Annotated in this window: 15 protein-coding genes; 6 read left to right on the top strand and 9 right to left on the bottom strand. The window is 38.4% G+C overall.

Going from position 1 to position 26,976, the window contains the following annotated elements:
• Positions 1 to 35: 35 nt before the first annotated feature.
• Positions 36 to 329: a helix-turn-helix transcriptional regulator gene (locus PQ459_14045; GenBank protein ID WDF46019.1), complete on the bottom strand. Its 294-nt coding sequence runs from the start codon at positions 327 to 329 to the stop codon at positions 36 to 38.
• Positions 330 to 512: 183 nt separating this feature from the next.
• On the opposite strand from PQ459_14045, the gene ccoN reads away from it, so the two are divergent.
• The 3 genes from ccoN to PQ459_14060 all read left to right on the top strand — a co-directional run bounded on the left by ccoN (position 513) and on the right by PQ459_14060 (position 5,515).
• Positions 513 to 2,792 carry a cytochrome-c oxidase, cbb3-type subunit I gene (gene ccoN, locus PQ459_14050; GenBank protein WDF46020.1) on the top strand — a complete coding sequence of 760 codons (2,280 nt, stop codon included), beginning with the start codon at positions 513 to 515 and terminating at the stop codon, positions 2,790 to 2,792.
• 139 nt (positions 2,793 to 2,931) lie between these two features.
• Positions 2,932 to 3,693, top strand: coding sequence for a cbb3-type cytochrome c oxidase N-terminal domain-containing protein (locus PQ459_14055; GenBank protein WDF48729.1), 762 nt, complete (start codon positions 2,932 to 2,934; stop codon positions 3,691 to 3,693).
• A 37-nt stretch (positions 3,694 to 3,730) separates the two neighbouring features.
• On the top strand, positions 3,731 to 5,515 hold the full coding sequence (locus PQ459_14060) for a hypothetical protein (protein WDF46021.1): 1,785 nt from the start codon (positions 3,731 to 3,733) through the stop codon (positions 5,513 to 5,515).
• 624 nt (positions 5,516 to 6,139) lie between these two features.
• Here PQ459_14060 and PQ459_14065 read toward each other — a convergent pair.
• The 4 genes from PQ459_14065 to PQ459_14080 all read right to left on the bottom strand — a co-directional run bounded on the left by PQ459_14065 (position 6,140) and on the right by PQ459_14080 (position 11,361).
• A complete protein-coding gene (locus PQ459_14065; GenBank protein ID WDF46022.1) occupies positions 6,140 to 6,496 on the bottom strand; it encodes a response regulator in 357 nt (118 codons plus the stop codon).
• A gap of 71 nt (positions 6,497 to 6,567) precedes the next feature.
• A complete protein-coding gene (locus PQ459_14070; protein ID WDF46023.1) occupies positions 6,568 to 9,294 on the bottom strand; it encodes a PAS domain-containing protein in 2,727 nt (908 codons plus the stop codon).
• Between the two features lie 146 nt (positions 9,295 to 9,440).
• Positions 9,441 to 9,803, bottom strand: a complete 363-nt coding sequence (locus tag PQ459_14075) for a response regulator (GenBank protein ID WDF46024.1) — start codon at positions 9,801 to 9,803, stop codon at positions 9,441 to 9,443.
• 1,243 nt (positions 9,804 to 11,046) lie between these two features.
• The gene (locus tag PQ459_14080) at positions 11,047 to 11,361 is read right to left on the bottom strand and encodes a phage holin family protein (GenBank protein ID WDF46025.1); all 315 of its coding nucleotides are present in this window, start codon (positions 11,359 to 11,361) and stop codon (positions 11,047 to 11,049) included.
• A gap of 492 nt (positions 11,362 to 11,853) precedes the next feature.
• On the opposite strand from PQ459_14080, the gene adhP reads away from it, so the two are divergent.
• Positions 11,854 to 12,870 (top strand): alcohol dehydrogenase AdhP, encoded by a 1,017-nt coding sequence (gene adhP / locus PQ459_14085; GenBank protein ID WDF48730.1) that lies wholly within the window; start codon positions 11,854 to 11,856, stop codon positions 12,868 to 12,870.
• 658 nt (positions 12,871 to 13,528) lie between these two features.
• Positions 13,529 to 13,888 carry a prevent-host-death protein gene (locus PQ459_14090; protein ID WDF46026.1) on the top strand — a complete coding sequence of 120 codons (360 nt, stop codon included), beginning with the start codon at positions 13,529 to 13,531 and terminating at the stop codon, positions 13,886 to 13,888.
• A gap of 862 nt (positions 13,889 to 14,750) precedes the next feature.
• Here PQ459_14090 and PQ459_14095 read toward each other — a convergent pair.
• A complete protein-coding gene (locus PQ459_14095; protein ID WDF46027.1) occupies positions 14,751 to 14,969 on the bottom strand; it encodes a winged helix-turn-helix transcriptional regulator in 219 nt (72 codons plus the stop codon).
• A 252-nt stretch (positions 14,970 to 15,221) separates the two neighbouring features.
• On the opposite strand from PQ459_14095, the gene PQ459_14100 reads away from it, so the two are divergent.
• Entirely contained in the window at positions 15,222 to 17,426 is a 2,205-nt protein-coding gene (locus tag PQ459_14100; GenBank protein ID WDF46028.1) for an ATP-binding protein, read from the top strand.
• A gap of 234 nt (positions 17,427 to 17,660) precedes the next feature.
• On the opposite strand, the gene PQ459_14105 is transcribed toward PQ459_14100, so the two are convergent.
• The 3 genes from PQ459_14105 to PQ459_14115 form a co-directional block, all read right to left on the bottom strand.
• On the bottom strand, positions 17,661 to 20,030 hold the full coding sequence (locus PQ459_14105; protein WDF46029.1) for a BamA/TamA family outer membrane protein: 2,370 nt from the start codon (positions 20,028 to 20,030) through the stop codon (positions 17,661 to 17,663).
• A 2-nt stretch (positions 20,031 to 20,032) separates the two neighbouring features.
• Positions 20,033 to 25,066 (bottom strand): translocation/assembly module TamB, encoded by a 5,034-nt coding sequence (locus PQ459_14110; protein ID WDF46030.1) that lies wholly within the window; start codon positions 25,064 to 25,066, stop codon positions 20,033 to 20,035.
• 354 nt (positions 25,067 to 25,420) lie between these two features.
• Entirely contained in the window at positions 25,421 to 26,851 is a 1,431-nt protein-coding gene (locus PQ459_14115; GenBank protein WDF46031.1) for an OmpA family protein, read from the bottom strand.
• Positions 26,852 to 26,976 lie beyond the last annotated feature (125 nt).

The following is a 26,976-nucleotide window of genomic DNA, read 5'->3' on the forward strand; positions in this document are numbered from 1 at the left end:
ACATTGATGAAAGTTTAAACCAAGTATAAAAGAGACTACAAAAATTTGTCAGGCATTGGTATCTTACTTTTCTTCATAAACTCAACTAGTTCCTTATATTTGGTCTCATAATGGCCGCCACCGCATTGGCCATTGATACTGCATACATCCGATGGTTTAATTCTCAATATCGTAGAAATTTTATTCAAAATATCAAGGTTGATTTTGACCTTTGAATTCTCTATATCCGAATATGCTTTCTGGGAGATTCCCATTTCAAAAGCCATATATTCCTGGGTAAAATCTTTTTCCCTTCTAATTTTCCTGATGCTTTTGCCACATGAGTTCATTATCTGCGTTTTAGTAGTTTTCAGTATACTTTAGAACTTTATCTAATAGTATCAGACAAAGTTACCAAATACCTTTGTAAAAACATAGAAACCGACTACGATATTTAATACACTTTGGAAACCTTTAATCTGGTATATTCCATTGAGACAATATCATTTTTCAAGTTTTAAGAAAAAGGAATTATGGAGACACAAAAATTTAATTACGACAATCAAATTGTCAGGGCATTTCTCTATGCGACTGTTACATTTGGGATCATTGGTTTTATCTTGGGGCTTACCGCTGCTCTGATGCTGTTCTATCCGGAATTACCAGAATTTTTATTCGGGACAGATGACACGACCATTCAAAGTTTAAAAAGCGGCAATATACAAGGATTAATCAACTCGCAGGGAGCTATGGGCTTTGGCAGGATAAGAATGCTTCACACCAGTGCTGTGATTTTTGCATTTGTCTGCAATTCTTTTTTCTGTGGTGTGTACTACAGCATGCAGAGGCTGCTGAAAACCAGAATGTACAGCGACACGCTTTCCTGGATACATTTCTGGAGCTGGCAATTAATGATCATCGCTGTGGTGATAACATTTCTTATGGGTATCAATACTTCAAAAGAATATGCGGAACACGAATGGCCGATCGACATTCTGATTACTGTTTCTTGGGTTATCTTCGGGATCAATATGTTCGGAACGATTATGAAACGGCGTGTAAGACATCTGTATGTCGCCATTTGGTTCTACATTGCGACCTGGATCGCGGTGGCAATGCTTCATATTTTCAATAATCTGGAAGTTCCGCTTTCCTTCACCGGCTGGAAATCATATTCTGCTTACTCAGGTGTCAAAGATGCGCTGGTACAATGGTGGTACGGTCATAATGCGGTTGCATTTGTTCTTACAACACCGGTTTTAGGGCTAATGTATTATTTCCTTCCAAAAGCTGCGAATCGTCCCGTGTTTTCATATAAACTGTCCATCATCCATTTCTGGTCCTTGATCTTTGTTTATCTTTGGGCAGGGCCTCACCATCTGCAATATACCGCGTTGCCAGCTTGGGCGCAGGCCGTGGGAACCGGATTCTCGATTATGCTGATCGCGCCGTCCTGGGGTGGAATGCTCAACGGCCTGCTGACCTTGAGAGGTGCATGGGACAAAGTGCGGGAAGATCCTATCCTCAAATTTTTTGTTGTAGCAGTTACATGCTACGGTATGGCAACTTTTGAAGGTCCTTTGCTCGCCACAAAATCCCTGAACAAGATCGGACATTACACCGATTGGGTGATCGGCCACGTTCACCTGGGAGCACTTGGATGGAATGGTTTGATGGCATTTGGAGTTATTTACTACTTAGTTCCTGTAATGTGGAGAACAAAAATATGGTCCATCAAACTTGCAAACTGGCACTTCTGGCTGGGAACTATGGGAATTATCTTTTATGCCGTACCGATGTACATTGCAGGCTTTACCCAAGGACTGATGTGGAAGCAGTTCAACGCGGATGGAACATTGGTCTACAAAAACTGGCTGGATACGGTTACTGCCATTCTACCCTACTTCAAAATGCGGTTCTTAGGTGGATTATTCTATCTTAGTGGTGCCATAATTATGGTAGTCAACATTTATAAAACGATCAAGGCCGGTTCTTTTCAAAAAGATGTTCCTGCCGAGGCTGTGGCTTTAGCCAACGTCGGAAACTCCAGAAGACAGGGAGAAGGATGGCATATTTGGCTGGAAAGAACACCACACCTTTTATCTGCCCTTGCATTTGTTGCAATAGCAATCGGCGGATTTGTAGAGATTGTTCCTACACTGACCATAAAAAGCAATGTAACTCAGCTGGCATCTGTGAAACCCTATTCGCCCTTAGAGTTGGAAGGCAGAGACCTTTACATAAGAGAGGGATGTAATTCCTGCCATTCACAGATGATCCGCCCTTTCCGGGATGAAGTAATGAGGTTTGACAGTAAGAACGGGCAATACTCCAAAGCTGGAGAATTTATTTATGACCGGCCTTTCCTTTGGGGTTCAAAAAGAACCGGGCCCGATCTTCAGCGGGAAGGCCAAAAGAATCCCGATTCCTGGCATTTCAAACATATGTACAACCCAAGGATCACTTCCGCAGGATCCATAATGCCCCGTTTTCCGTGGTTGATAGCGAACACATTGAATCGCAGTCAAATGGTTGAAAAGGTCAAATTGATGAAAAATACTTTTGATATGCCTTACACAAAATCAGAAATTGATTCTGCTGATCAGTGGGCAAACAATCAATCAAAAGCCATTGTTAAAAGGATTTATTCTGAAGCCGCAGACCTGAAAGATCAGATGGAAAAAGAAAAAATCTCAAAAGGAAACGCTTTTGTTCCACTTGAGAAACGGGAGATCATTGCTTTGATTGCCTATCTGCAAAGACTTGGTACAGATATCAGAACGACAGAAATTAAAACTGCTTCCATCAAATAATTAACCTTGAAATCTCAACAGAAAAATGAAAACGAGAACACCGATTTCAATTTACATTACCCTTACTGTGGTATTAATGTTTGCCAGCTTCCAGATGTTCGCTGCTGAAGGCTACTTAAAAACCCCATTTTTCTAGGGACTGCTTGTAGTCGTCTCCCTTCTTCTGCTCATCATGAATTCCATCGGAGACTTAGTGGAAAACGCCAAATTCAAACTTTTGTCTGCCGAGGAGAAACAGTCTTATTTGAATGACAAAGCCATTCCCTATTTCCAGAAATTGTGGAATTCCGCTTTCAGAAAACAGTCACCTACCGAGGAAAAGCAACTGCTGATAGACCATGGTTTCGATGGCATCACGGAACTGGACAATGCTTTGCCGAAATGGTGGCTCGGATTGTTTTATTTCACGATCGGTTCCTGCGCATTGTATCTGATTGCCTTCGCTTTTACAGATTATGCGCATCCTGAAGCGGAATATCAGAACGAAAGCAGAATGCAATTAGCATCAATTAAGGATTATGAAAAGACCGCACCACCAATAGATCTGGAAACAGCTACCTACAATTCTGAAAACATTGCAGAGGGTGAGCAGATCTTTAAAACCAACTGTATCTCATGCCATTCTGAATCTGGAAAGGGCGGAATCGGTCCGAATCTGACAGATAAGCAGTGGATCAACATCAAACAAAAAACACTTTTTAAAAACGTTTTCTGGATGTTGGAAAACGGATCTCCAAACAATCCCGCTATGCGCCCGTTTATTAAGGAAGGTACAATTTCCGGCAGAGAAGCAGAGAAAGTAGCAGCCTACATTTATCATATCAATCAGGAAAAAGCTACCATCACAGAGGCGCAAGGTGGTGCTGCACCTCAGGGTGAGACAGCAAATTGGCAACAGTAATCCATAATAATACATTGACCCATATAATTCTAATAGAATGAACAATAGATCTATACACAATTTTCATATCCCCGTAATGGGCATCGCTTTTACGATAGATACTCCTATCCGTGTGGCGCAGTTTGGAATTTCCTCGGTCATATCAATCATAGATGACGAGATCACTGAAAAGATGCGGAAATTCTACAGCCAGAAATTCAGTTTGAGCTTTACAGAAATCTCAATTAAAGCTGAGGACCATCGCGCAAAAAGAATCACGGCATATCTGAATATGGTAGACGATATCGTCTCTGAAAAATTTAAAGCATTCAAGGAAGAACTTGTTAGTCAGAAGCAGTCTTTGATCGATTTTACAGACATGCTTCCAAATACTTCAAAACTGAGATCCGAACTGAAGAATTTTCTTTCTGCCAGACAAAATACAGAATTAAGTTTGCCAGATTATCTTGACCGCCACCTATCGCCGGGGAACATTGATGTCAATATAATGACCAAGATTGATAAAGATAATTATAGGAATAAGGAAAAATTACCTATCATTTACAACGATGCCCACGCATCCCTGCGCGGATTTGCACAAAGTAAACTTTCCTCCTCCGTCGTACTTTCTGCAGGTATGAATCCCAGATTATACAGCTACATTGAGCAGTTTGAAGATTTCTATCCTGATTCCGAAAATCAACTTAAGAAGAAGATTATTCTAAAGGTCAGCGACTTTCGTTCTGCGATGATCCAAGGTCAGTTTTTGGCTAAAAAAGGGCTTTGGGTTTCGGAATACAGAATCGAGTCCGGTTTGAATTGCGGAGGACATGCTTTCGCCACAGAAGGACATCTGTTGGGACCTATCTTAGAAGAATTCAAAAGAAGAAAAAATGAATTGACAGACAGTGCCCATGATCTTATGATTGCTGCTTTAAAAAAGAGGTTGAGAACTGTTCCATTAAAACCATATGAAATCAAGATCACAGTTCAGGGCGGCGTCGGAACATCTGAGGAACATCAGTTTCTTATAAGTCGTTATGGTATAGATAGTGTTGGATGGGGATCACCTTTCCTGCTGGTTCCCGAAGCAACATCCTTAGATCCAGAAACAAGGCAATTGCTCGCAGGATCTGAAGAATCAGATTTTTATTTGAGCAACCTATCACCATTGGGTACGCTATTCAATACGATCAAAGGAACTTCCAATGAAAGAATTAGGAGATCAAAGCCAGACGACAAGCACTCCGGGAGCTCCTGTCCTAAAAAGTTTTTGGCATTGAACAAAGAATTTTCTTCTGATGGCCTATGTACAGCATCTGCAAAATACCAGACTTTGAAGTTCGAAAAATTAACCAAGGATAAAATGGCATTGGGTTCTTCCCAATCAAGGACAAAAGAAAATGTGATCAGCGAAAAAGCTTGTTTGTGCGTGGGATTGGCAAATTCAGCTTATATTGAAAACAAAATAGAGGTCAAAGGAGTGGATCAGGGTGTCATTATTTGTCCAGGACCAAATCTTGCGTATTTCGACAAGGAGATATCGTTATCAAAAATGGTGAAACATATTTATGGATATATAAATGTGCTCTCAAATAGCTACCGACCAAATATGTTCATCAATGAACTTAAAATGTACGTAGAGTTTCTTAAAACGGGTATGTTAGAATCCCATAAAGATACGACGGTCGCCAACCAGAAAAAATGGGAAGTATTCCGACAAAATCTCGTGAACGGGATAGCCTACTACGAGGATCTTTTTATGGAGCCATCATTTCCTCAACTAAATATTTTAAAAAATAGTCATAACCTTCAACGATCTAAGTCGTCATTGATATTATAATTTTCTTTAAAGAAAAGATTGATGGAAGTTTTTTGAATCTTTACTAATAATTCTGTAGTAACTAAAATAAAAGGTTTGCAAGATCCTATATTTGTAAAAGAAGATGCATTGAGATCTTTTAGAAAAAATATGAAGGAAATGAGGTTGATTAGGTCATCGACCACGTTAGAAAAAAGAGCAAAATATTAACTCATTGATCAATACTAATCTGATCTTAACGATCGCATACCAATATTGTAGCTAATAATCATCAGAAACAGGATCTGTAAATCCTCACACTTACTATTCATCTATTCTTGAATAGTTGGAATGCTTATAACTACAAATTCTACTATCACTAAACATCCGTTTCCACTACGTAGAGAGCACATAATATCAGCTTTAGCAAGCATCATTAATATAGTATTACTTGACTTTTGATAAAAGAATATTCATTAAAACATAATGCTAATCTAACACAAAGTTTTGTTTCAATGCTTTCGTCATCCACTAATAAAAAAGGTGATAAGAATTCATTCAATTTTTGAATAAAAAAGTTGCCTAACTTGTTGTTGAGCAACGCATATGAAAAAGTAAATTTCACTAGCAAAATTACTTTTTATGTTAAATGATAAGATTAAACTTTTACTTTATCACACTTTTTATGCTTGAAAGTAAGCTATCCAGATCAAAAGGCTTTGGAATAAGCTCGTCCGGCTGGCATTGATCTGCCAGCGTCTGTAAATTGGCGTGCGCACTCATTATGATCACAGGGATATCTTCACTTTTGGTATCTTTTTTTATCTGATTGCATAATTCAACACCTGACCCGTCAGGGAGGTTGACATCAAATAAATATATGTCAGGTGTGACATTTCTATCTCTTTCTCCGAACTGTTTTATGGATAAAAAAGAATACACCTCAAAATTTTCAAGATTGAGAAAAATCTCAAGAACTTCCATAATATTATTATCGTCTTCAACTATGTAAATCTTTCGCATATATACGTTTAGCAATTATAGCACCAACTTTCAGTCAGTTCATTGTTATTTTTATGACTCAAAAAAAATCTTTACAATGGAAGGGTAAACCAGAATGCAGTACCAATTCCCAATTCACTGTCTACACCGATCTTTCCTCCGTGATTCTTTATAATATCGGAACTTATGTAAAGCCCAAGCCCAAGTCCAGTGAACTTCTGTCCCTGATAGTTTGTGCGATAGTAGCGGTCGAACAGATGAGTAAGCTTGTCCTTGGGAATTCCAGGGCCTGAATCGTGGACGCTGATCATCATTTCATTACCATCTGTCTTCTTAGCTTCTATCCTGATGTCTGAATCCGGAGCGTATTTTATGGCATTGGTGATGAAGTTGACCATCACCTGCCCGATCTGCATATTGTCAGCCTCAACGATCTGACCGGTATCACCTTCGAAGATAATTCTCTTTCCTGAAGGGTGTGTCAGGCTTGAACAGCAGTCGTCAAAAAGTTCAGCAACAGAAAATGTGCTTTTCTCGATCTTCAGCTGCCCCTGTTCCAGTCTGCTGGTATCCAAGAGGTCGTTGATCAGACGGGTAAGTTTGTCGAGGGTGCCGACAGATTGGTCCAGCAGTCTGTTCCTGGTCTCGTTCGTCAACCTGTCGCTTGACCTTTGGAGGAGTTGCAATGTTGCCTTGAGAGATGTTACAGGCGTCTTTAATTCGTGACTTGCGATACTAATGAAGTCATCCTTGCCTTGGGAGATCATCCTTCTGGCGGTCACGTCCATAAATGTACCGATGCCCCCGGACAGATTTCCATCATCATCGAAAAGAGGTGCTGCGTTGATCGATATATACATCCTATCCCTGCCAGGTGGTTGCACGCCTATCTCGCGGTCGAAGACTGGCTTTTGGGTTGTCATCATTATAGACATCGGGTGTTCCTCGGAAGGAAGTGGTGAGCCATCCAATCGAAGGTTCTGCCATTGAGGATCATCGTATGTCCTGTCCTTTATCCTACTCTCGCTGAGGCCAAGTATTTGCTGTGCCATAGGGTTTGCATAGACCAGGTTCCCCTCTGCATCCGTTACGCCGACACCCTCTGCCATCGTTTCAAGGATACTGCGCAGACGCTGTTCACTGTTCCGGATGGTCTTTTCCAACTCGCTTTTTTCTATAATGGTCTCTTCTTTTTCCTGGATCGCCAAGACCTGGGATGTGACCTCCACTGCAATATCGATGACCCCTACCACTTTTCCGTCTTCAATGTAGGGAGTATAGCTGAAGTTGAAAAATCCTTTTTCCAGATTTCCGTTGCGATTGAGCGTAACCGGGTTGGAAAGATCAGAGTTGAATTTTCCCTTCTCATAGGTCTCGATGAGCAGATCAGCAGCATTTTGTCCCCTTAGTTCAGGGATCTCCTCGAACAGAGGCTTACCAATTACGCTCTCATCCTTGCCGAGAAGTTCCAGCATCGATGAATTGATCATACTAATAATAAAATCATCGCCTTTGACCAACAACATCGCTACAGGCGACTGCGAAACGATATTGCTGAAGCTAACCTCCCTGTCGTACAATTTTCCATTGAGCCGGGTTATGGTGTCATTAAGTTCCTTTAATTCCGTGTTGCGTGATTCAAGATCTTTATTCGAGCTGGTCAGGCCTCTAATATCGCCTTTGAATCCACTATTTTCAGAATTTAATTGTGCATTGTCCTTATTAAGCTGCTCATTGAGAAGGTCTATCTTTTGATTCGCCGTCTCTAAATAATCATTGGTGGCTGAATACTCTTCGTTGAGCGCTCCCAGTTCTTCATTGGCACTTTGGATCTCCTCATTGAGTGCCGTCAGCTCCTCGGAGTATTCTTGCGCTCTTTTTTCACTGGCCTCCAGGGCTTTTCTGGAATTGACATTCTCTGTCACATCCACAGTAGTTGCCATCACCGCATCAACATTTCCTTCATTATTTAGTAAAGCGTGGAAATTGATATCAATGTATTTGTCAATGATCTGTCCGTCAAGATATGATCTGAATGATACGGACTCAAAATTAACCGTCTTTCCAGAATCAAATACCTGATCGAGCTGATCTGAAAATACCTGTCCCTTTAAAAGTGGGAAGACCTCCAACAGTGGTCTGCCTTGAGCGCTGTCCTCACTTTCTCCCCATATCTCCAACATCTCGGGATTGGCGGTCTCAACGATCATATCAGCACCTCTCAGGAGTGATAATCCTATAGGGGTTGTCCTGAGCACCTCATGCATCCTGCTCTCTGTCATTTCCAGTTTTTGGAAAGTTTTTGTCAGAAGAGAATTTGTCTCGTTCAATTCTTCATTCGTTGCCCTGTACTCTTCATTTGCGGCCGCAAGCTCCTCATTGATCTTTTGTTCAAGTGCTTCCTTTTCACGGATAAGTTCCCAGGCCTTTACCTTTTCAGTCACGTCGGTCGCAGTGTGGAGAATGCAATATATCTTACCATCTGCGTCAATGATGGGTCTGTAGATGAAATCAAAATAGGAGGTGACCATTTCCCCATCGATCTCCAAGGTTGCCTGAGTGTTTGTGGCCTCATAGACCTTTCCTGTTGTCCAAACATCCTTGAGAAGCTGTGTAAATGGCTGGCCTTTCATCTCAGGCAGTGCATCCTCAAATCTCCATCCCTTGATCGAGTCATCTTTGCCCCATATCTTGAGCATTGCATCGTTGACAAATTGGATATTCAGGTCAGGTCCGGTATAGATGGCTGTAGCATCACTGGATTGTTTAAGGATCCCGAAGATGGCCTCAGTACCTAATGCCGAAAAGTAATTGATCATATTGTAAAAGCTGATTAAATGTGATCATCCGCTCATAGGAAAGAGAAATACTGACAGCCAGCTTAATATTTACTATAGCAACAGATCTAGAGTATATTGTTGTTGGAGTTTAAAAAACTAAATTATTTTAAAATAACCGGAATGATCTACAGGACATATCTATTGATGGTAGACACAAGCTCGTCAAGATCGAACGGTTTCTTGATGTGATCTTCAGCTTCACAATCATTTTGCAATGAAGCAATATGATTGCTGGCGCTGATCAGGAGAACGGGTATGTTCTTAAATTCTCCGTTGTCCTTTAGCAATTTGATTGCAGCAACACCGCCGATATCAGGAATTTGATTGTCCATTAAAATAAGATCGGGCAGAAAAACTGAAACCCTCTCTAAGATATCGTGTGAGGTCTTTGAGATCTCAATATCGAAACCACTATCGATGAGGATGATCTGGATAACTTCAAGTATCGCTTCATCGTCATCGAAGATCAAGATTTTTTTCTTTGGCATTAATTATTTATCATTCAAAATTATACGAGATACTTTTTGACAATTGCCATAATCAGATCCATTAAATGATGATGCAAATATACTATATTTTAATTACTAATTACGATGAAAATCTGTCCTCTAAGATACCTATCCGGTCAGCAGCTATCCTTTAATAATACAACCTTAAAATCTGAATCCAATGTGTCTAAAAATCTTCAATATTAGTTTTTGTACATGTGTAAAAAAATGATCTTCTGATCACAATATTTTTGAAGTTTACATTACCTAAAATATTGTTATACGGAATATGCACCATACTACATTTTGAACGTGTAAATAATATTAATAATAATAATAATAATATATTTCATATCAAAATGACGGATTAATATCAATTCATCTTCTAATGAATCAGAGAGCAGTACATTTATTTTAATTATAAAGATTAAAAATTTTTGTATTATGAAACAACCCAAATATCACAGGTGGATAAAAATTATTCTCCATGACAATAGAATAAGTATAGATGCAACAAAAAGATAGATATTGGTGCACTTATAAATATTTTTATTCCTTCTGTTAAGATGTTGTAACATAAGAACAATAACAGAACTTACAATTATATTGATATTGTGGTCCCTTAACAAAATAACATTTACATTAGCACTTGGGTTAAATATTAATCCCTTTAAAAAAAATAGAAGGTAAATAATCCACGAGGAAAAGAATATATTCAGATATTTAATCAGATCTAATTCTCCGAATATTGACGTTTTTTGTTGGAGGAACATCAAAATTAAAAAATTCAGACAAAAACCGATAACGATTATTGTAAATCCTACAAAAGGAGTTTTGCCCAATAAAATTTTATTCAACAAAAAATTAGTGGCAATAACAAAAGTTGCAACTGCAAGCAACTGTGAGATGGAAATGATGAAATTTCTCATTTTGGGATTAGTTTTTTTGTTAAAATACATCTTGATCAATACTCTTTGAAGTAGAACACATAGCAGGATCAAAGATTATGACAATTTACTAATAATATTTCAATATTTTTTATGATTTGAATCACATACTATATTTTTGTTGAAAATTTAATAATGATTAAACCATAAAAAATAAAAAAAATCGCTTACAATAAGTGTTTAAAAAAAACAGTTGCTGTCGTCTGAATGTAGAAATTCTAAGGATGATATTCTTTGAATTGGTGTCTATAATAATTATAATATCGTAAAAATAAACTTTTAAAACGGCGATCTAATTAATTTTTAATATTAATTACTTTAATTATCAGATTAACAAAAAAGAGTTTTAAATATTTTTTTAATATAAAGATTATGACTGCAAGTAATAAATAAAAACTTGCAACAATTAGAAAACCAAAGGATAATTTATTCAACTCTTCGCCTATCCAAAAGGCTATTCCAAGATTTAACAAGAGGAAGAAAAAAGATATAAATGTACCAGCAACTGCAATTATTATCACTGAACCAGCTGTATGAGCTGATTTTTCAATAACTTCAATTTTGATAAGTTCAATTTTTTTTGAAATATATCGCTTTACTAAATCTATCATAGTCTTTCTATTGGGTTATTAAGATGAAAGATCCACATTTTTATTAACTTGCTTCACTCTCATCCAATACGTTTCATAGAAAAATAGGAGAACCATAATTGGTACTCCTAGATTTCAAGATAAAACTTGTTTATAATAAGGATTAAATGATTATTTTGATTGATCAAAAACTTTGCCAATTAGGAATCAATGAGCGATAGAAAAATAAAACATTAGATATCACTTAATTATAAGTAATTATAATTATAAGATGTGGTGTGATATCTTAAATATGTGTGATCGTGCGATTATTATGGATAATCGTGCTATTTAATTACTCCTATTTGGGCGTAATTTAGCCTTGTCAGAAATCTTCATTAGGGGATAAAAGATAGGTAGTTGTATAATTGATAATTTTTTCATTTAAATAATTATGTTTTTTAAGAAGGTTTACAATTCTTTGTAACGACGAGATAAAAATCAATTAAATATTATATTATGATTCCAAAAACAATGAAAGCGGCAGTTGTACATGGTTATGGACAGCCATTAAAAATCATGGAAGTTCCTGTGAAAACACCGGGACGATATGAGGTTTTAGTAAAAGTTATCGCTTGCGGGGTCTGCCATACTGATCTTCATGCTGTTGATGGTGATTGGCCTGCGAAACCAAAGATGCCCCTGATCCCGGGACACGAAGGTGTTGGGATTGTTGTAGCGTGCGGACCGGAAGCAATGGTAAAAGAAGGTGATGCGGTAGGTGTTCCATGGCTTTATTCGGCTTGCGGATGTTGTGACTACTGTATCACAGGATGGGAAACGCTTTGTGAAGTACAGCAAAACGGAGGTTATAGTGTCGATGGTGGATTTGCAGAGTATGTTATTGCAGATTCACGTTATGTGGGACATCTTAAATCCAATGTCAATTTTATTGAGATAGCTCCGATCCTATGCGCTGGTGTAACTGTTTACAAGGGGCTGAAGGAAACTGAGACAAAACCTGGAGAATGGGTTGCCATTTCAGGAATCGGGGGATTAGGTCACGTAGCTGTACAGTATGCAAAGGCTATGGGCATGCATGTTGCAGCGATCGATGTATCAGATGACAAATTAGCGATGGCGAAAAAGCTGGGCGCAGATCTCGTTGTAAATGCAAAGGACACCGATCCGGGACAATACCTTCATAAGGAAGTCGGAGGAATGCACGGTTCACTTATCACTGCTGTATCTCCCATTGCATTCAAACAAGGAATAGATGTATTGAGGAGAAAAGGAACCATTGCACTAAACGGCCTTCCTCCAGGATCTTTCCCACTACCAATATTTGAAACAGTTATAAAAAGAATTACAGTGAGAGGTTCCATCGTCGGAACCAGAAAAGATCTGCAGGAAGCACTGGACTTCGCCAATGAAGGTTTGGTAAAAGCAACTGTCACATCTGCAAAACTAGAAGATATCAATGATGTTTTTGATAAAATGAAAGCTGGTCAGATCGATGGAAGGATTGTTTTAGATATAGCAAGTGCTTAAATCAACAAATAAAATTTCACTATTTTTATTTAGTTCGTAAGAACGAAAAATATTAACAAATGATGGAAAAATTAATATTTCGAGGTATTACTCATTAGAGTGAGATGGGTAATACTAAAAAATTTTAGTTGCTAGCTTGAAGCTGTCGACGCGAATACTGTACGTGGATTAGAAAAAAATTGATCGACTTGCTGACCAAACCATATCTTCAATAATTTACGATATTAAATATCAACTTGACCATTGATAGGTAAATGAATAAAATTTAACTGTTGATGGTGTGACAGCAGAACCCAGTTACTCCGTTTGGATATTGCTGTTGTTGCATTAGCTGCAAAGAAAGAACTACGTCATCCCAACTTAGTGTTTTTCAATCTTATTCATAGAAAAGATAACAAAAATTAGAAATGGATCGTATACTGGAAAACCAATAAACTATCTAGATTGAGATAACTATATATTGCGTGGACAACAGCATCAATATTAACAATAAAAAAAAAAATAATGTTTATTTTGGTGAACATTATTTTACTATTTTAGGCATAATAGTTGATGTGATTTTTGTACCAGACTATAGATTATACAAATCACAAAATAATAATGACTGAAAAAATCCCCTTCATTTAATGAAACCGGGGATATTCTAGTTAACAATACCATGAATTACAAACTTGAACTCAATGTACAGCCCAACGGCACCAAAACTATTTTTAATTCGATAACGTTTGCAACCTTTAAGATCAATATCATCGATAGGTATAAAGGAAACATGATACAGAATCCTATTCATTTGGAAACAATATTCAAAGTAAGAACATCGGACAACCAGCTTATAGAGAACAAAAGGGGAAATACCAGAGTCTTTTTAAAAGATACCGATCTGGAGCACTACAGAAAACTTATAAATACAATCAATTCTCATCAATACAAAACAAAAAAAATTGATCAGATTATTGCAGATGAGAAATATGTAAACTTTATGATAAGTTTGTTGTTAAGCAACTACAATCTAAACTAAATTTTAAGAAATTTGTCAGCAAAAATGTACCTCCAGAGAATAGTATGATCTTAAATATATAAAATCTAGTATTCTGCCACTTTGGTTATTTTAGCAGGGTCTATTAAACTAATATGGTCTGAAATGAGCAAAAAAAAGATTTGGCCAATGTCGTTTGTTAAGATAATTTAAAAGTGCTGCATTGCAATTATTCAATTGGAATAGTACATTGCTTGCAATCGTAAAGAATGCATCGCTATTAGTGCGTAGGTATAATGTAACTTTCTCAATATTTCTATTCAGCACTAAACAATTAATCTAGTGATTTTTGTCATTTTTAGAATTAAAATTTACAGCGTAATACAATTAATAAAATTATTTGCTATTAATTTGTCTACCATTATTCATTGATGGAATGAACTATAACTACTAGACCTAAATTATGATGCTGTCTGAATTCATTTTGATTCTTTCAATTGCAACAAAATATGCACTATCCTTCCAAAAAAAACATATCCTTTTTGAACATTCTGAAACTAAGATCTCCAAAGAGATCGTGCTGGAAAGTGATGACAAAACATTTTATTATAGGAATTCACCAGGAAGAGGCAAAAGGAGGAATTATCGAGTATCAAGATAAAGATCAATACAATTTAAAGTGTAATGTGATCTTAAAAATGCTTTAGATTTTAGTATGACTGCTCGGTATCACATATTAAATAATCTATTTGATCGTGCGACTTCTGGGATTTTACCATTTCTGACCCCAGTTGTGCAGATCCAAAATCAGCTTCAAAAGCTCCTTACCTTTTGCACTTGTCTCATAATGTACCTATGGAGGAATCCCATCATCGATATTTCTGGAAATAATCAATGACTCATCCTACAGCACCTTCAAACGTCTTCCCAGAAACTGATCAGAGAGCGTAGGAAATTCCCTTTTCAATTTGCTGAACAGTGCGATGTCATTGTCGATACAATATAAGATCTGCATTTTCCAGCGCAGGGAGATATTGGCAGGGATCTCGTTCACATCACAAGCTTCTGCAAGTTTCTCCTTGTTTTCTGTATTGGATGACAGTGTTTTTCTAATTGCTCCCATAATATCATCATCTGTAGACTCACCTTAGGGTGAGTCATTGCAGTCTTTAGGGTCTATCATTACTTTTGACCCATCGTTAACAATACAAATTTAACTTGTTGAATCGATTCTATAATTTTGATTACATCTTTTGTTTTCAAGCTTTCCGATATAGTAAATATTTATCAGCGTATTGTAGGATTTGTTAAATTAAATGCGAAATTTGCAGACTATCTATTTTTTAATAATCCTGCCCCAAACATCGAATAGCTTATGCGTACAATAGAGTGTCATGAAGAAAAGATCCATCTCTGTGGAAACATCCAGGACCTGGGCTATCTGATTGTATTCGATGATTACAGTTGTATTGCTGCAAGCGAAAATATATCCGAGATCACATCTTTCACAGCCGCGACAATCGTTGGAAATTTTTTGGAGGATATCCTAAATGATATAGTGCCAAAACTTGAACTCACCCATGCGGTCATTGAGAAGGAAATTTCAGGAAACTTGTTCTATCGTTATGTTGAAAGGATCCTCCTTAACGAACAACACTACTACATCAGCATATACAGACACAATAACAAGTTATATGTAGAGATCGAACTCGCTCATAGGGAGCAAATCAAAAGTACAAGCCTTTATTATTACGCAAAATTTATAGAAGATAGAGAACTGGAAAGTACTTGGCAGTCCCTGACGCATCTGATAAGAGAGATTATCGGTTTTGACCGTGTCCTGGTCTACCAATTTCTTGAAGATAAAGGAGGAAAGGTCGTAGCCGAATCCAAGAATGACAATATAGAATCTTTGATGGGATTTCGCTACCCGGAATTTGACATTCCGAAGCAGGCCCGCGAACTTTACAAGATCTTCCATGCAAGGCATACGGCAGACGTAGATGCTCCAGTATTCAAGATATTAGGGCGTTCAGCAGAAGAGATCGACCTGACCAGGTGCAGTATCAGGGCACTCTCTCCCACCCATCTTCAATACATTAGGAATTCAGGCATGCGGGCAAGCGCTAGCTTTTCAATTATTGTGGAGGGCGAGCTATGGGGAATGGTTACTTGTCAGCATCATACGCCTATACACGTAGACCTGTCTCAAAGACATCTATGTGTATTTCTGACACAGTATGCAGTCAACTACTATCTGGCGGAATTTCAGAAAGAAAAGCTTATTTCCCAGACGGTAATGGGCATTTTGGAAAGAGACTTGAAGGCAGAACTGCTGATCACGAGGGACAAATATGGAGTACTGGAAAGATTTGGCGGTCAGATCATGGAGATCATATCTGCTAATGGTCTGGTAATTAAGCACGATTATGGTAAGTACACGTTCGGACAGATCCCAGATGATGAGAAATTACAGGAAATTGAAAAATTTATTTCAGAAAGATTGTATGAAACTATTTATTTCACGGATGCCTATGATCAGGTCAGCAGAGTATCTATAGATGATAAAAATCCATTTCTCCCAGGAATTTTGAGACTTGACCTTATGCCAGCAACAGGGTGGTATCTGTATGCTTTCAGAAAAGAAAGGATCGTGCAGGAGACCTGGGCCGGAAAACCCGAAAAGGTAATCCGATATGATCCGCATAATAATGTGAACTATGCTTCCCCAAGAAATTCGTTTCAAGCTTGGATCGAGATCACAAAAGGGAAAGCAGAAGCCTGGAAACACTCGGACATTCAATTCTTAAAAGATGTAGCAAACATTGTCCAGCATTCCATTGCTCAGCGTGGAGGAGAGATCGAAGAGCTAAACAAAGAACTAATCCGCTCGAATAACGCCTTGGAAACTTTCGGGTACACCTTAACCCATGATCTTAAAAATCCATTGACATCGATTCAGCTCTCAGCTCAGATGTTCATTCGTAAAAAGGACATGCCAGATGCGCTGAGATTAAAGCTGGCAGAAAATATCATTGAAAGTTCTAAACTGATCAATGACATGATGGACAAGGTCTACAAAATGTCTCAGGTAACGAATATTGAGTTTGAGCTTGAGTTGATCGATCCCACACCTAAGATAGAAGCTATTGCGGAAAACTCGAAATATCAGTATGAGGTCACAAATCTTCTATTCGATCTAGGTCCTTGCTTGCCTATCTGGGGTGAGAGAACACTTATATATCAGCTATTTTTAAATATCGTCGGAAACGCTATCAAATATAGTAGCAAAAACCAGTCACCGAAAGTAGAAGTATACAGCAAAAATGAGGGGGAGGGTAAGATTATTTATTATATAAAAGATAATGGTATCGGTATGGACCTGAGCGATCAATCCAATATTTTCGAGATTTTCAAGAGGATGCCTAATACTCAAGGTTTTGAAGGTTCGGGGATTGGTCTTTCTATTGTGAAGAGAATAGCAGATAAGCTTGGTGCAAAAATATTTGTAGAAAGTGAGCTTAATATTGGTACGGTATTTATGATCGAGTTTTCTGAAAGTATTTCTTTGCAGCTTTAAGGATTGAAACTGCTTTAACTATACGATGATCTTGATTTGTCATCATAAAGTCAAATGATATTCATTGCATCTTATAAATTAATGCTGAAAACTATATCTGTATTTCACTCACAACTTTAATGATAAAGTCCTGGAATAGAGAAATTGGCGCTAGCAAGAATAGCTGTCTCAGTACCCAGATCGCGCGCTCATCTCCATTTTAAATCGACCTTAGTTCTAATATTATTGTTGTTTTTAAAAAGGATAGCCGATCGCAATATTCAATATCAAATTATCCTTTCTCCAAGCGCTATCTCCGAATTTCACTCTATCCAGCACCCAACGGTCACCTTTTTCGTAGTAAGGAACCTTCAAAGGCATTGCAAGATCCAATCTCAAAACCAAGATCGAGAAATCCAATCGCAAACCGACTCCAGCGCCGACTGCTACTTCACTCAAGAAATCTTTGGAGAATTTTCCGCCAGGTCTGGTATTGACGCCTTGTTCATTGATATCATCATTCACCAACCAGATATTTCCTGCATCTACGAAGGCCGCTACATTTAGGAATTTGTAGATATTGGCTCTGTATTCTGCATTCATTTCTAGTTTGATGTCACCTGACTGGTCAAAGTAGAAACTTGCATTCTGAACTCTCGGATCATAACTTCCCGGTCCTAACGTTCTGGCTCGGAAAGCTCGAATACTATTACTTCCGCCGACAAAGAACTGTCTGGAGTAAGGCACAAACTCTGAGTTTCCATATGGATAGGCAATTCCGGCAATGATTCGGGAAGCAAAATTTGTCTTCTCATTGAACTTATGATAGAACCTGAAATCGTGTTCCATCTTCGCATATTGACTGAATGGAACGCCGAAAATATTTTTCTGATCACCTTTTTTCGCATTCGCTCCGGTTACAAGTCCAGTGATATTTCCTGCCAGATCCAACATTCCACGGTAATAGATCGTGTTGGTCTTTGGCGAAGTTGTATTGGTATAAGTATAAGTGTAAGTTGGTCCAAAGATCAATTGTTTGTCCACTACCCTTTGTAAAGTTGGATTCGCAGGAATTCCATTTTCAGGGTCTCCGTTGATTTGTTGGCGGTATTTATCGGTTATCGTTTGAGGCGCGACCATCGTGATATCAATGACCTTCAGATCGTGTTCTTTTCTGACGTTCTCTTTCCAAACGTAACCAAATGACGCATTGAAGTTGTGAAGCGTGTACAATTCCGTACGGCTTTGATATTCATATCCAAGGTTGATGTTGGTCCTAGGAACGAATGCACTGGAAGAATTAAATCTAAAAGGCGCCACAATTCTCGGAATGGAAAGTTGGGTGTTCGCCCCAACTCGGATGATGTTGTTCGCATCTTTTGGTCCACCCAACTGAACATCGAAAGCACCATATACAGCCGCTTTGAACTGCTCAGCGCCTCGGAAGAAGTTTCTGTGCGTCCAGTTCAGGTTCACCTCGCCTCCACCATAATTGGCCGAGTTGGTTCGTCCCAAAGTTTCCAAACGCAACGACTGGATCTGTCTTGGTGTCAATAAGTAATAGGCATCGAATTTATGATTCAAAGAATCTGAAACGACAAATTCATTTTTCACAAATTTGAAAACGCCTAAACTGATCAATCTGCTCAAAGTCAAGTTGTGGTCTTTACGGTTGTAGACATCGCCTTTTTTAAAGTACAAAGCGCGGTCAAAGATCCTTGGTTTGAATTTATGATCCGGGTCGATCACGTAGATATCTTCGTAAGCATATTTGGAAAGGGAATCTGCGTTCATCGGAACAGTGTATTTGCCGTCTTTCACATCACGAATGTTGTAATTGGGGAAAACCACCACTTTATCAATGGAAAATTGCTGCGTTGCAAGGTCTGGCGTTTGTTCTTTCAGTTTGACATTCAGTTCCACCTTGTGATTTTTTGCCACGGTGCTGTCTGCCTGGACGATGATATTATCTGGATGAAAATAGTAGAAACCTTTCTCCTTTAGTCCATTGTCGATCCTTTCCCGTTCGGCTTTGATGACGCCGAGATCAAATGGATTTCCGACTTTCAAAAGAGATTTGTCTTTCAAATTTTGAATTTCCTGATTGACCAAAGTCGAATCTTCCTGGAATTTGACCTGACTGATCAAATACTGATTTCCAGGTCTTACCGTGTAAATGACCTGTGCTTTTTTATTCTTCGAAACCGTGTCGTACTTCGCTTGCGCATTGAAATAGCCTTTGTTCTCAGAATAATTGACCAAGATATCTTTGTTGAATTCCTTATCGACATCGCCCAACAAGACAGGTTTTTCACCAAATTTATACTTCAACCAATAGTTGAATCCTTTCTCCTTCTTAGGTTCTTTGGCAATATTGTACGCATATAATTTTGGTCTCAGACCAAGAAAACTTGAGTTGGGTTTTGGCGTCAGATTTTCTTCGAGTTCAGCCTTTAAAGCTTTCCTTTGCTTCTTCGGAATGCTGTCGTTTTCGATCTTAACTTCGGCGCCTGTGTAAAGCATTTGTCCATCTTTCAGAAATTTGGTATTGCTGCAAGATGAGATGATCGCGATGGACGACAAGGCAATGACTGGCTTAAAATGGATTGGAAATCGGCTCTTCATTATTATTTAAAATCTACTACTTGGTTATTGTTTTTTTGTCTTTCTAATTTTCTTTTCTCACGCTTGGAACTCTGGAAAATCTCACGGAATTTATCATAATCCAAAGTGATGATGAAACCAACGCCTGTTTCCACGATCTGTCCTTGCAAAGCGACTTGATATTCGTTCTTACGGTAAGCTCTCAACATATATCTGCCATCTCTGGAGAGGCTGTAGTCGATTGTGACATCACCTGCGATATTGGTCGTATTCTCGTTTTGTCTGGCATCGCCTTCCAATCCGAAGTTACTTCCTACAGATACTTTCAATCGGTCATTCAGTAGTTTTTTGCTTAAGCCGACATTCAGGTCTGTTCTGGTGTTTTGAGCTCCTGTGGAATAATCTTCGGAGGATTCCAGATCGAAATTAAGGTCAACACCTTTTATCAAATCGGAAGCCAAATTATTCAATTGTTGCGATAGGATCTTGCTCACACTTTGTCTCGCCAAAGTTTCGGTGGAAAGTCCCGCACTATTTTCAAACGGATTTTCACCGATAAATCTATTTAATAAAAGCAATGCGAAAACCTGCTTATTCATTTCGTTTTCTTCCGTTCTTAGTTGTGCTAATTTTTGATCCACAACATCTTTTACGTTGGAAGAAATAGAGTTATTTTTTTCATCCGTCGTAATATCAAACGTGATGACCGGTTTCAACAGTTCGCCTTTCATTTGAAGCAAAGTATTGAATTCCATTCTCTGTTTATACTGATTGAGCATTGCGGCACTTTCTCCACTGATCTGCTGTTCCACAAGATCCAGCGGCGCGGTTTGGGTTTTATAAACTGCCGTGATGTCAAGCGTTGCTGCGGTCGGTTCGCCCGTCCAGGTGATTGTACTTCCTTTTTGGATCTCGAATTTACGTTTCAGAAGGCTCACGGTCATATCGTAGCTTCCCTGCTCTACTTCGTAAACGCCGACCAAAGTGGTTTTTCCGGATGGGTCGATTCCGCCGGTCAATTCTGCTTCACCTTGAAGTTTCACAAAATCACCGTTGGCTTTGTCTATGACCACAGACATTTTGGCTTCTTTGCTCACTTCAATATTGACACTCACGTCCATTCCTTTGATCTGGTTTTTGGCAGCCAAAGAATCTGTAACGATGGTTTTGTTCAATGCGATCTGGTCTTGGTCAATGAATTCTACAATGCCGTCTCTTTCCTGCAACGATGGACTTGATTGAGGCAACACAAATGTAAAATCTGTATCATCCGAAACCGCCAGTCTACCATCGACTTTTGGAAGGTCTAGGTTTCCTCTTACCTTCAAAGCAGCGTCGATAGACAAGATCCCGTACATCAAAGCGTCATTTGATTTTTCTGAATTCACGACTTTGAAATCTTTGGCATTGATGTCAAGATTGAAGGCAAAATCCCTGTAGGTCTGAGTCAAAACCTGACCGTCGATCTTAAGCGAATTTCCGTCCTTATCATTGATTTTGAAATCATCAAACTCGATTCCTCGGTTGGTGAACGCGATTTTATCATTGATCTTTCTGAAATCACTTCCAGTTTGCGCAATCATCAATCCGACATTATTCATTTTCACATCGCCGAGAATTTTCGGTTCAGTCGTTGTGCCTGTAATTTTCAGATCACCTGAGAGATAACCTTCTGTGTTGGTGATTGCATTCATAGAAAAGCCTTGTAGCGTTTTCATCTGAAGTTGATTCATCGCCAGATTCAGGTCAAAACTACTTGCTGCAGTGTTGTAATTTCCAGTGATCTTCACATCATTTTCGTTTCCGGAAAGCGCAATATCTGCATTGATGATATCGGCCGAAGTATTATTGGCCTTCAAAGCTAGATTCCCAACTGGACTTCCGTAAACAAAAAGGTCGGAAACATTGATGTCTGCATTGAAATTCATTTTTTTGTTCAAGTCTCTCAACTGCGCTGTTCCGTTGATCGTTCCTTTTGCCAACAGCGAATCTTTCTTGATGATCTCTGTAATGGTTTCGATTTTGAAATCTTTCAAAGTGACATTCAAAGGACTGTTTGGCGACGTGTTTTCTGATTGAACCAAGATCTCGCTTCCAGAATTTGACAGTCTGAAATTATCCGCAAAAATCCCCTGACTTCCGATCTGGATCTTGTTACCGTCAGCAACGGCCCAATCCATATAATTCAACTTCAAACCATTCGGGTTCAAAGAGATCTCTGTAATGTCATTCATCGATTTGGCGTTACCAGCAATCAGGAATTGTGTAGCGTCTTTATCGTCTTTGGTCGTGATGTTATAATTAATGATATTATCGGCGACATCACCATTGATATTGACTTTGTTCAAAGCAAAACTTTCGCTCTTCAAAGCTGCAACATCCAGATTATATTGTAGAGCTTGATTTTCGTTGGTTATCTTCAGGTTTGTATTTTCAAGCGAATTGGTGCCATACAAAACCTGCGGGATTTTTGCATCGAGTTCTATTTTTTGAGAATCAGCGTTGTAGTTTCCAGTGATATTGATGGTTTCAAAGCTTTTCAATTCCGGAACGAACTTTCTGATCAAGTCGTCGTTTTTGATCGTAGCATTGACCGTGAAATATTGTCCAGCATCGATTTTCGCTGCCTTTCCTGGTTTTTGGAATTGATAATATTGATTCATCGTTTGCGACAAAGCCCCGAAGATTTGGGTCAATTTGTATTTTCCATTCAGTTCCACATCCGCAATCTGAGAATTGAATTTGATCTGCGTTGAATCCGCTGTAGAAACGGCCAACAAATTCACTTCCTGGATCGGATAAACTTCCTTCGTATCAGAAATTGCGAAGTTTTTCAGATTCAAATAACCATTCAGATTATCCGGATCAAGGCTTTTAAAATCACCATCGATTGCGCCAGCCAAGATCATTGGCGAACTGTAAAAACCAAGTTTGTTCAAATCTAATTTATTGATATTCCCATTGACTTTCACCGTTGGATTCTTGTCGTCGTAAACACCAGAAGCTGTCAGTTTAAGATTCGCATTTGGGTCTTTGGAATTGAGAACAATGTTGTAAGCGCCACGATTGATCTTGCCTACCAAATTCATATTTTGATAACGATAACCTTTGTAAGTCGCCGATTGCACGTTTCCTACAAGGTTCGCATTTGCATTTTTGAAATCAAAACTTTCACCTTTCGCAGAGATCTGCGCCGTAATTGCACCCAGATCTTTGTTCTGAATGAACTTCCCGATCTGTAGATTTTGCAAGTTGGCTTTCAAATCGTACAACTCACGGTTTTTTCTACGCATATCAACTTGCGCTTTGATTCCCGCGTTTCCGAGTGTGGAATACAAACTAAGATTAGTATTCACAACTTTCGTCGTGCCTTTCGCAAAGCCTTTGATGCTGAAATGCGAAGGCAAAGAAATATTGGATGGAATCGTGCCTTTTGGAACCAAATTGAAAATTGTTCTTCCAGATGAAGCCAGTTCGCCAATCTTCAAATCGTAATACAGATTGTCAGGATTCATCGCATTTCTGATTCTACCTGAGGCATTGACGCGCAATTGATCCAGACCAGAAACTCTCAGTTCGTTGATCAAAAGGTCATTTACCAAACCTTTTACGTTGGCATTAACGGACAGAATTGCGTTTGGATATTTGTTGAATGGCGCGGTATTTCTAAGCGTAGGAACCAAATTCAGAATATCAGCAAAACCAATTTTGGAATCTTTGATATTTGCAGAGATCTTGACGGCGCCAGGATTTGCAGATAATTGCTCGATGGAATTATAATTAAGGACAACCTCATTTCGCAAAATGGTTTTCGAAGTCTGAAGATAAAGGTCTTTCAAGTAAGCTTCTTTGTCCGAGTAAACAAAATCCGTATTGAATTTTTGAATATCCAAACCTCGCGCTTCCTGGATCTCAGCCGATCTCACACTTCCTGCAAAACCATTGTTTTCCATTTTGAAATCACGAACGTCGACATTCAGTTTTCCAAAATTAAGATGGTTGAAATCCATTCCAGTTTTGGTTGGCGCCACCGCTGTATTGTTGTAAGTGACTTTCACGTCATTGAAAATCAACTTTCCGAGAAGGACTTTCATCGCTTTTTCCTGCGCACTATTTTTTGAAACTTCAGGCGTTTTTTCCTCTTTCGGATTCGCATTTGAAGCTGGAAGGAACAAGTTGGCATTGATGTTTGCGCCTGTCAAATAAACATTTCCAACATCATAAGCATTATTTTGAAGGTCGAGATTGTTGACTTTGGTGCTCAATTCCTTAAATAAAACCTTCGCGAAAGTTTTAGAATTATCGTCACCGTAATCGATATTGAAATTCGTCAGTTTGATTCCGCTCAAGCCCAACTGCATTGGTTTTTTCTGATTGAGAGAATCCACTTTTTCCTCCACATTTTTGGAAACTTCTTCGATCAGATCTTGTTTCAATTTTAATTTTAAACCATCCAGATTGATATCGTTGACCGCGTATTTGTTATTTTGAAGGTCGAAAGTTTTCACCCGCGTATCAAATGAATTGAAGTAGACCTTGATGTCATTTTTCGACTGTTGGTCGTTGAATGTAACACCGATATCTTTAAGATTAATTTTATCAAGAGAAATAATAAAAGGCTTGGATGGACTTTCCTCTTTTTCCGAAGTCGCAAACGCATCCATTATGTAATCAAAGTTGAATTTCCCTTGCGGATCACGCACCACATTGGCACGAACACCTTCCAGATCAATTGAAGTCAGATCCGCTTTTGATTTGATCAATTGCCACATATCCAATCCGACATCGAATTTTCTCACCGCCAAAAGTGTATCAACCTTTTGACCTTTCAAGTATAGATTTTCGATGACCAAGCTGTTTGGGAAACCGATGTAAACCTTTTCCAGACTTACTTTGGTCTTGATCTTACCTTCAAGGTAGACAATCAATTTATCTTTAATAAAATTCTGAACGAATGGCAGCCTTAAACTAAATATGAGCAACACAAAAAAAACCACAATCGCAATGATGGTTCTGATGATACGTCTAAATAGTTTTCCTTTATTGAGTTTTTTCAAATCTTAAAATTTAAAATTTAATTTCTTGAAAGAATGTAGTATGGCGTGTGAAGTTCATTATACTAAAAAAAAACAATTTAATCAATATATAAACTACAAATTTTTTAACATCATCTGATAATAGAAGTTAATCACACTCTGCAATATTAGCTACGTAATATTGTGATAAAATCTATGCTAGAGTTATCACAACAGTTTTCACTATGATAATAAGGATTTTCTAATAATCATAAACTCACAAATGTAACATAAAATGGTCTAAAATTGATCTTGGAATGTTAAATTTCATTCCATGATTGAGCAAAAAAAAAAGACTGCCACGAGTGACAGCCTTCGAATATAGAATTGTAAAATTTATTTTGCTTTAAAATACACTCTTCTATTAGCTTTGTTTTTCCATTCAGGACATTTTGAAGCAGGATCACATTCTGGATATTTCAGATCTGTTTTTCCATTTCCAATGGCATCCAATTTTGAAGAGCTTGCGCCATTCGTAATTAAATATTGTTTTACATTGTCCGCTCTTCTTTGAGAAAGTGCTTGGTTATAAGCCTCTGTTCCTCTCGTATCAGTTGCTCCTACAACAGTGTAAGAACCGCTGGTAGAATTGATGTAACTGATGGCGCTGTTAAGAATCGGCGTGTTGTTTGGCAAGATTCTGTCTGAGTTAAGATCGAATTCGATTGCACTCATTGCAGTTTCGTCAGATGATACCATACCATTGTCTGAATTCGTTACAGGACAACCATTGTTTTCTACCGGACCTGGAACTGTTACACATTTATCATTAAGATCGATTACACCATCCATATCAACGTCCAATGCTACACCTGCACCATCCACTCTAGCACCTGCCGGAGTATCAAGCTGTCTGTCCCAGTCGTCGCAAACTCCATCATTGTCAGCATCTCCTGTTTTACACAATTTGATGTTATCGATTTTTGTTTCAAGTTCGTCAATTTTTGTGTAAGCCTCATCCAATGGGTCATGCCACATTAGGTTTGGTCTGTTTTTGCCCAAGTTGATGGTAAGACCCAACGTCGGGTTGAAGAAGTTATCAGAAGTATGAGAACTGATTCTGTTCACAGCACTGTATTGATCACTTCCACCACCGTCAAATGCTTCGTCTCCGGTTACAACGTACATTACTCTACCTTCGATATCAACTCTATTACTGATTTTATATTTCAAACCAACACCAGCCTGTCCGAATAGTGAGTTGAACTTAAATGGTTTGTTTTCTGTCATTAATCTTTGTCCAGTTTCATCTTTTTGGTAAGCTCTGTAAGCTAATACACCTACACCAGCATATCCGTGGATTGCCCATCTGTAGTCTGCATTGCTATCAACTCTTCTAAGAAGGTTTGAGAAATTGATGTCTCCCAAGAGTGAGATTGCATCATATTGTGTTCTTGCTCCAACTTGTAAAGAAATTGATGCATTGGCAGGTGCTGCATCTTTAGTATTGAAATAACCTTGTCTTGTCTCACCACGGTCGTATTGTAACTTCAAACCAAATGAATGCGAAAGAGCCTTGTCTATACTGAAATAAGCTGAATAGCCTACAAGCGTGTTACCACTTTGGATAGATTTCAAATCTGCGTTTTGCATCAATGGAATACCACCACCAAATGAAACAGACCAGCTGTTGAATCTTGTAGAGTCTGATTTTAAAGTAGTTCTTTCAACAGAGTTAGTGTTTGTGGTTGTCTGCATCATTTCTTGCGAGAACATCACTGCCGGGCACGCAAAGGCCAACGACAAAATGGTTAATTTTGATTTCATAAAATATAATTTTAAATTGTTTTATTAAAATTGAATGTAAGTTTTGGAAGTAATAGATACTTCCTCAGAAAAGGAAATTTCTACCAGGTGCGTCCTAGTAAACAACAATTATACCAGATATGATT

It is taken from the genome of Chryseobacterium sp. KACC 21268, from assembly GCA_028736075.1.
In the GTDB taxonomy this organism is placed as follows: domain Bacteria; phylum Bacteroidota; class Bacteroidia; order Flavobacteriales; family Weeksellaceae; genus Epilithonimonas.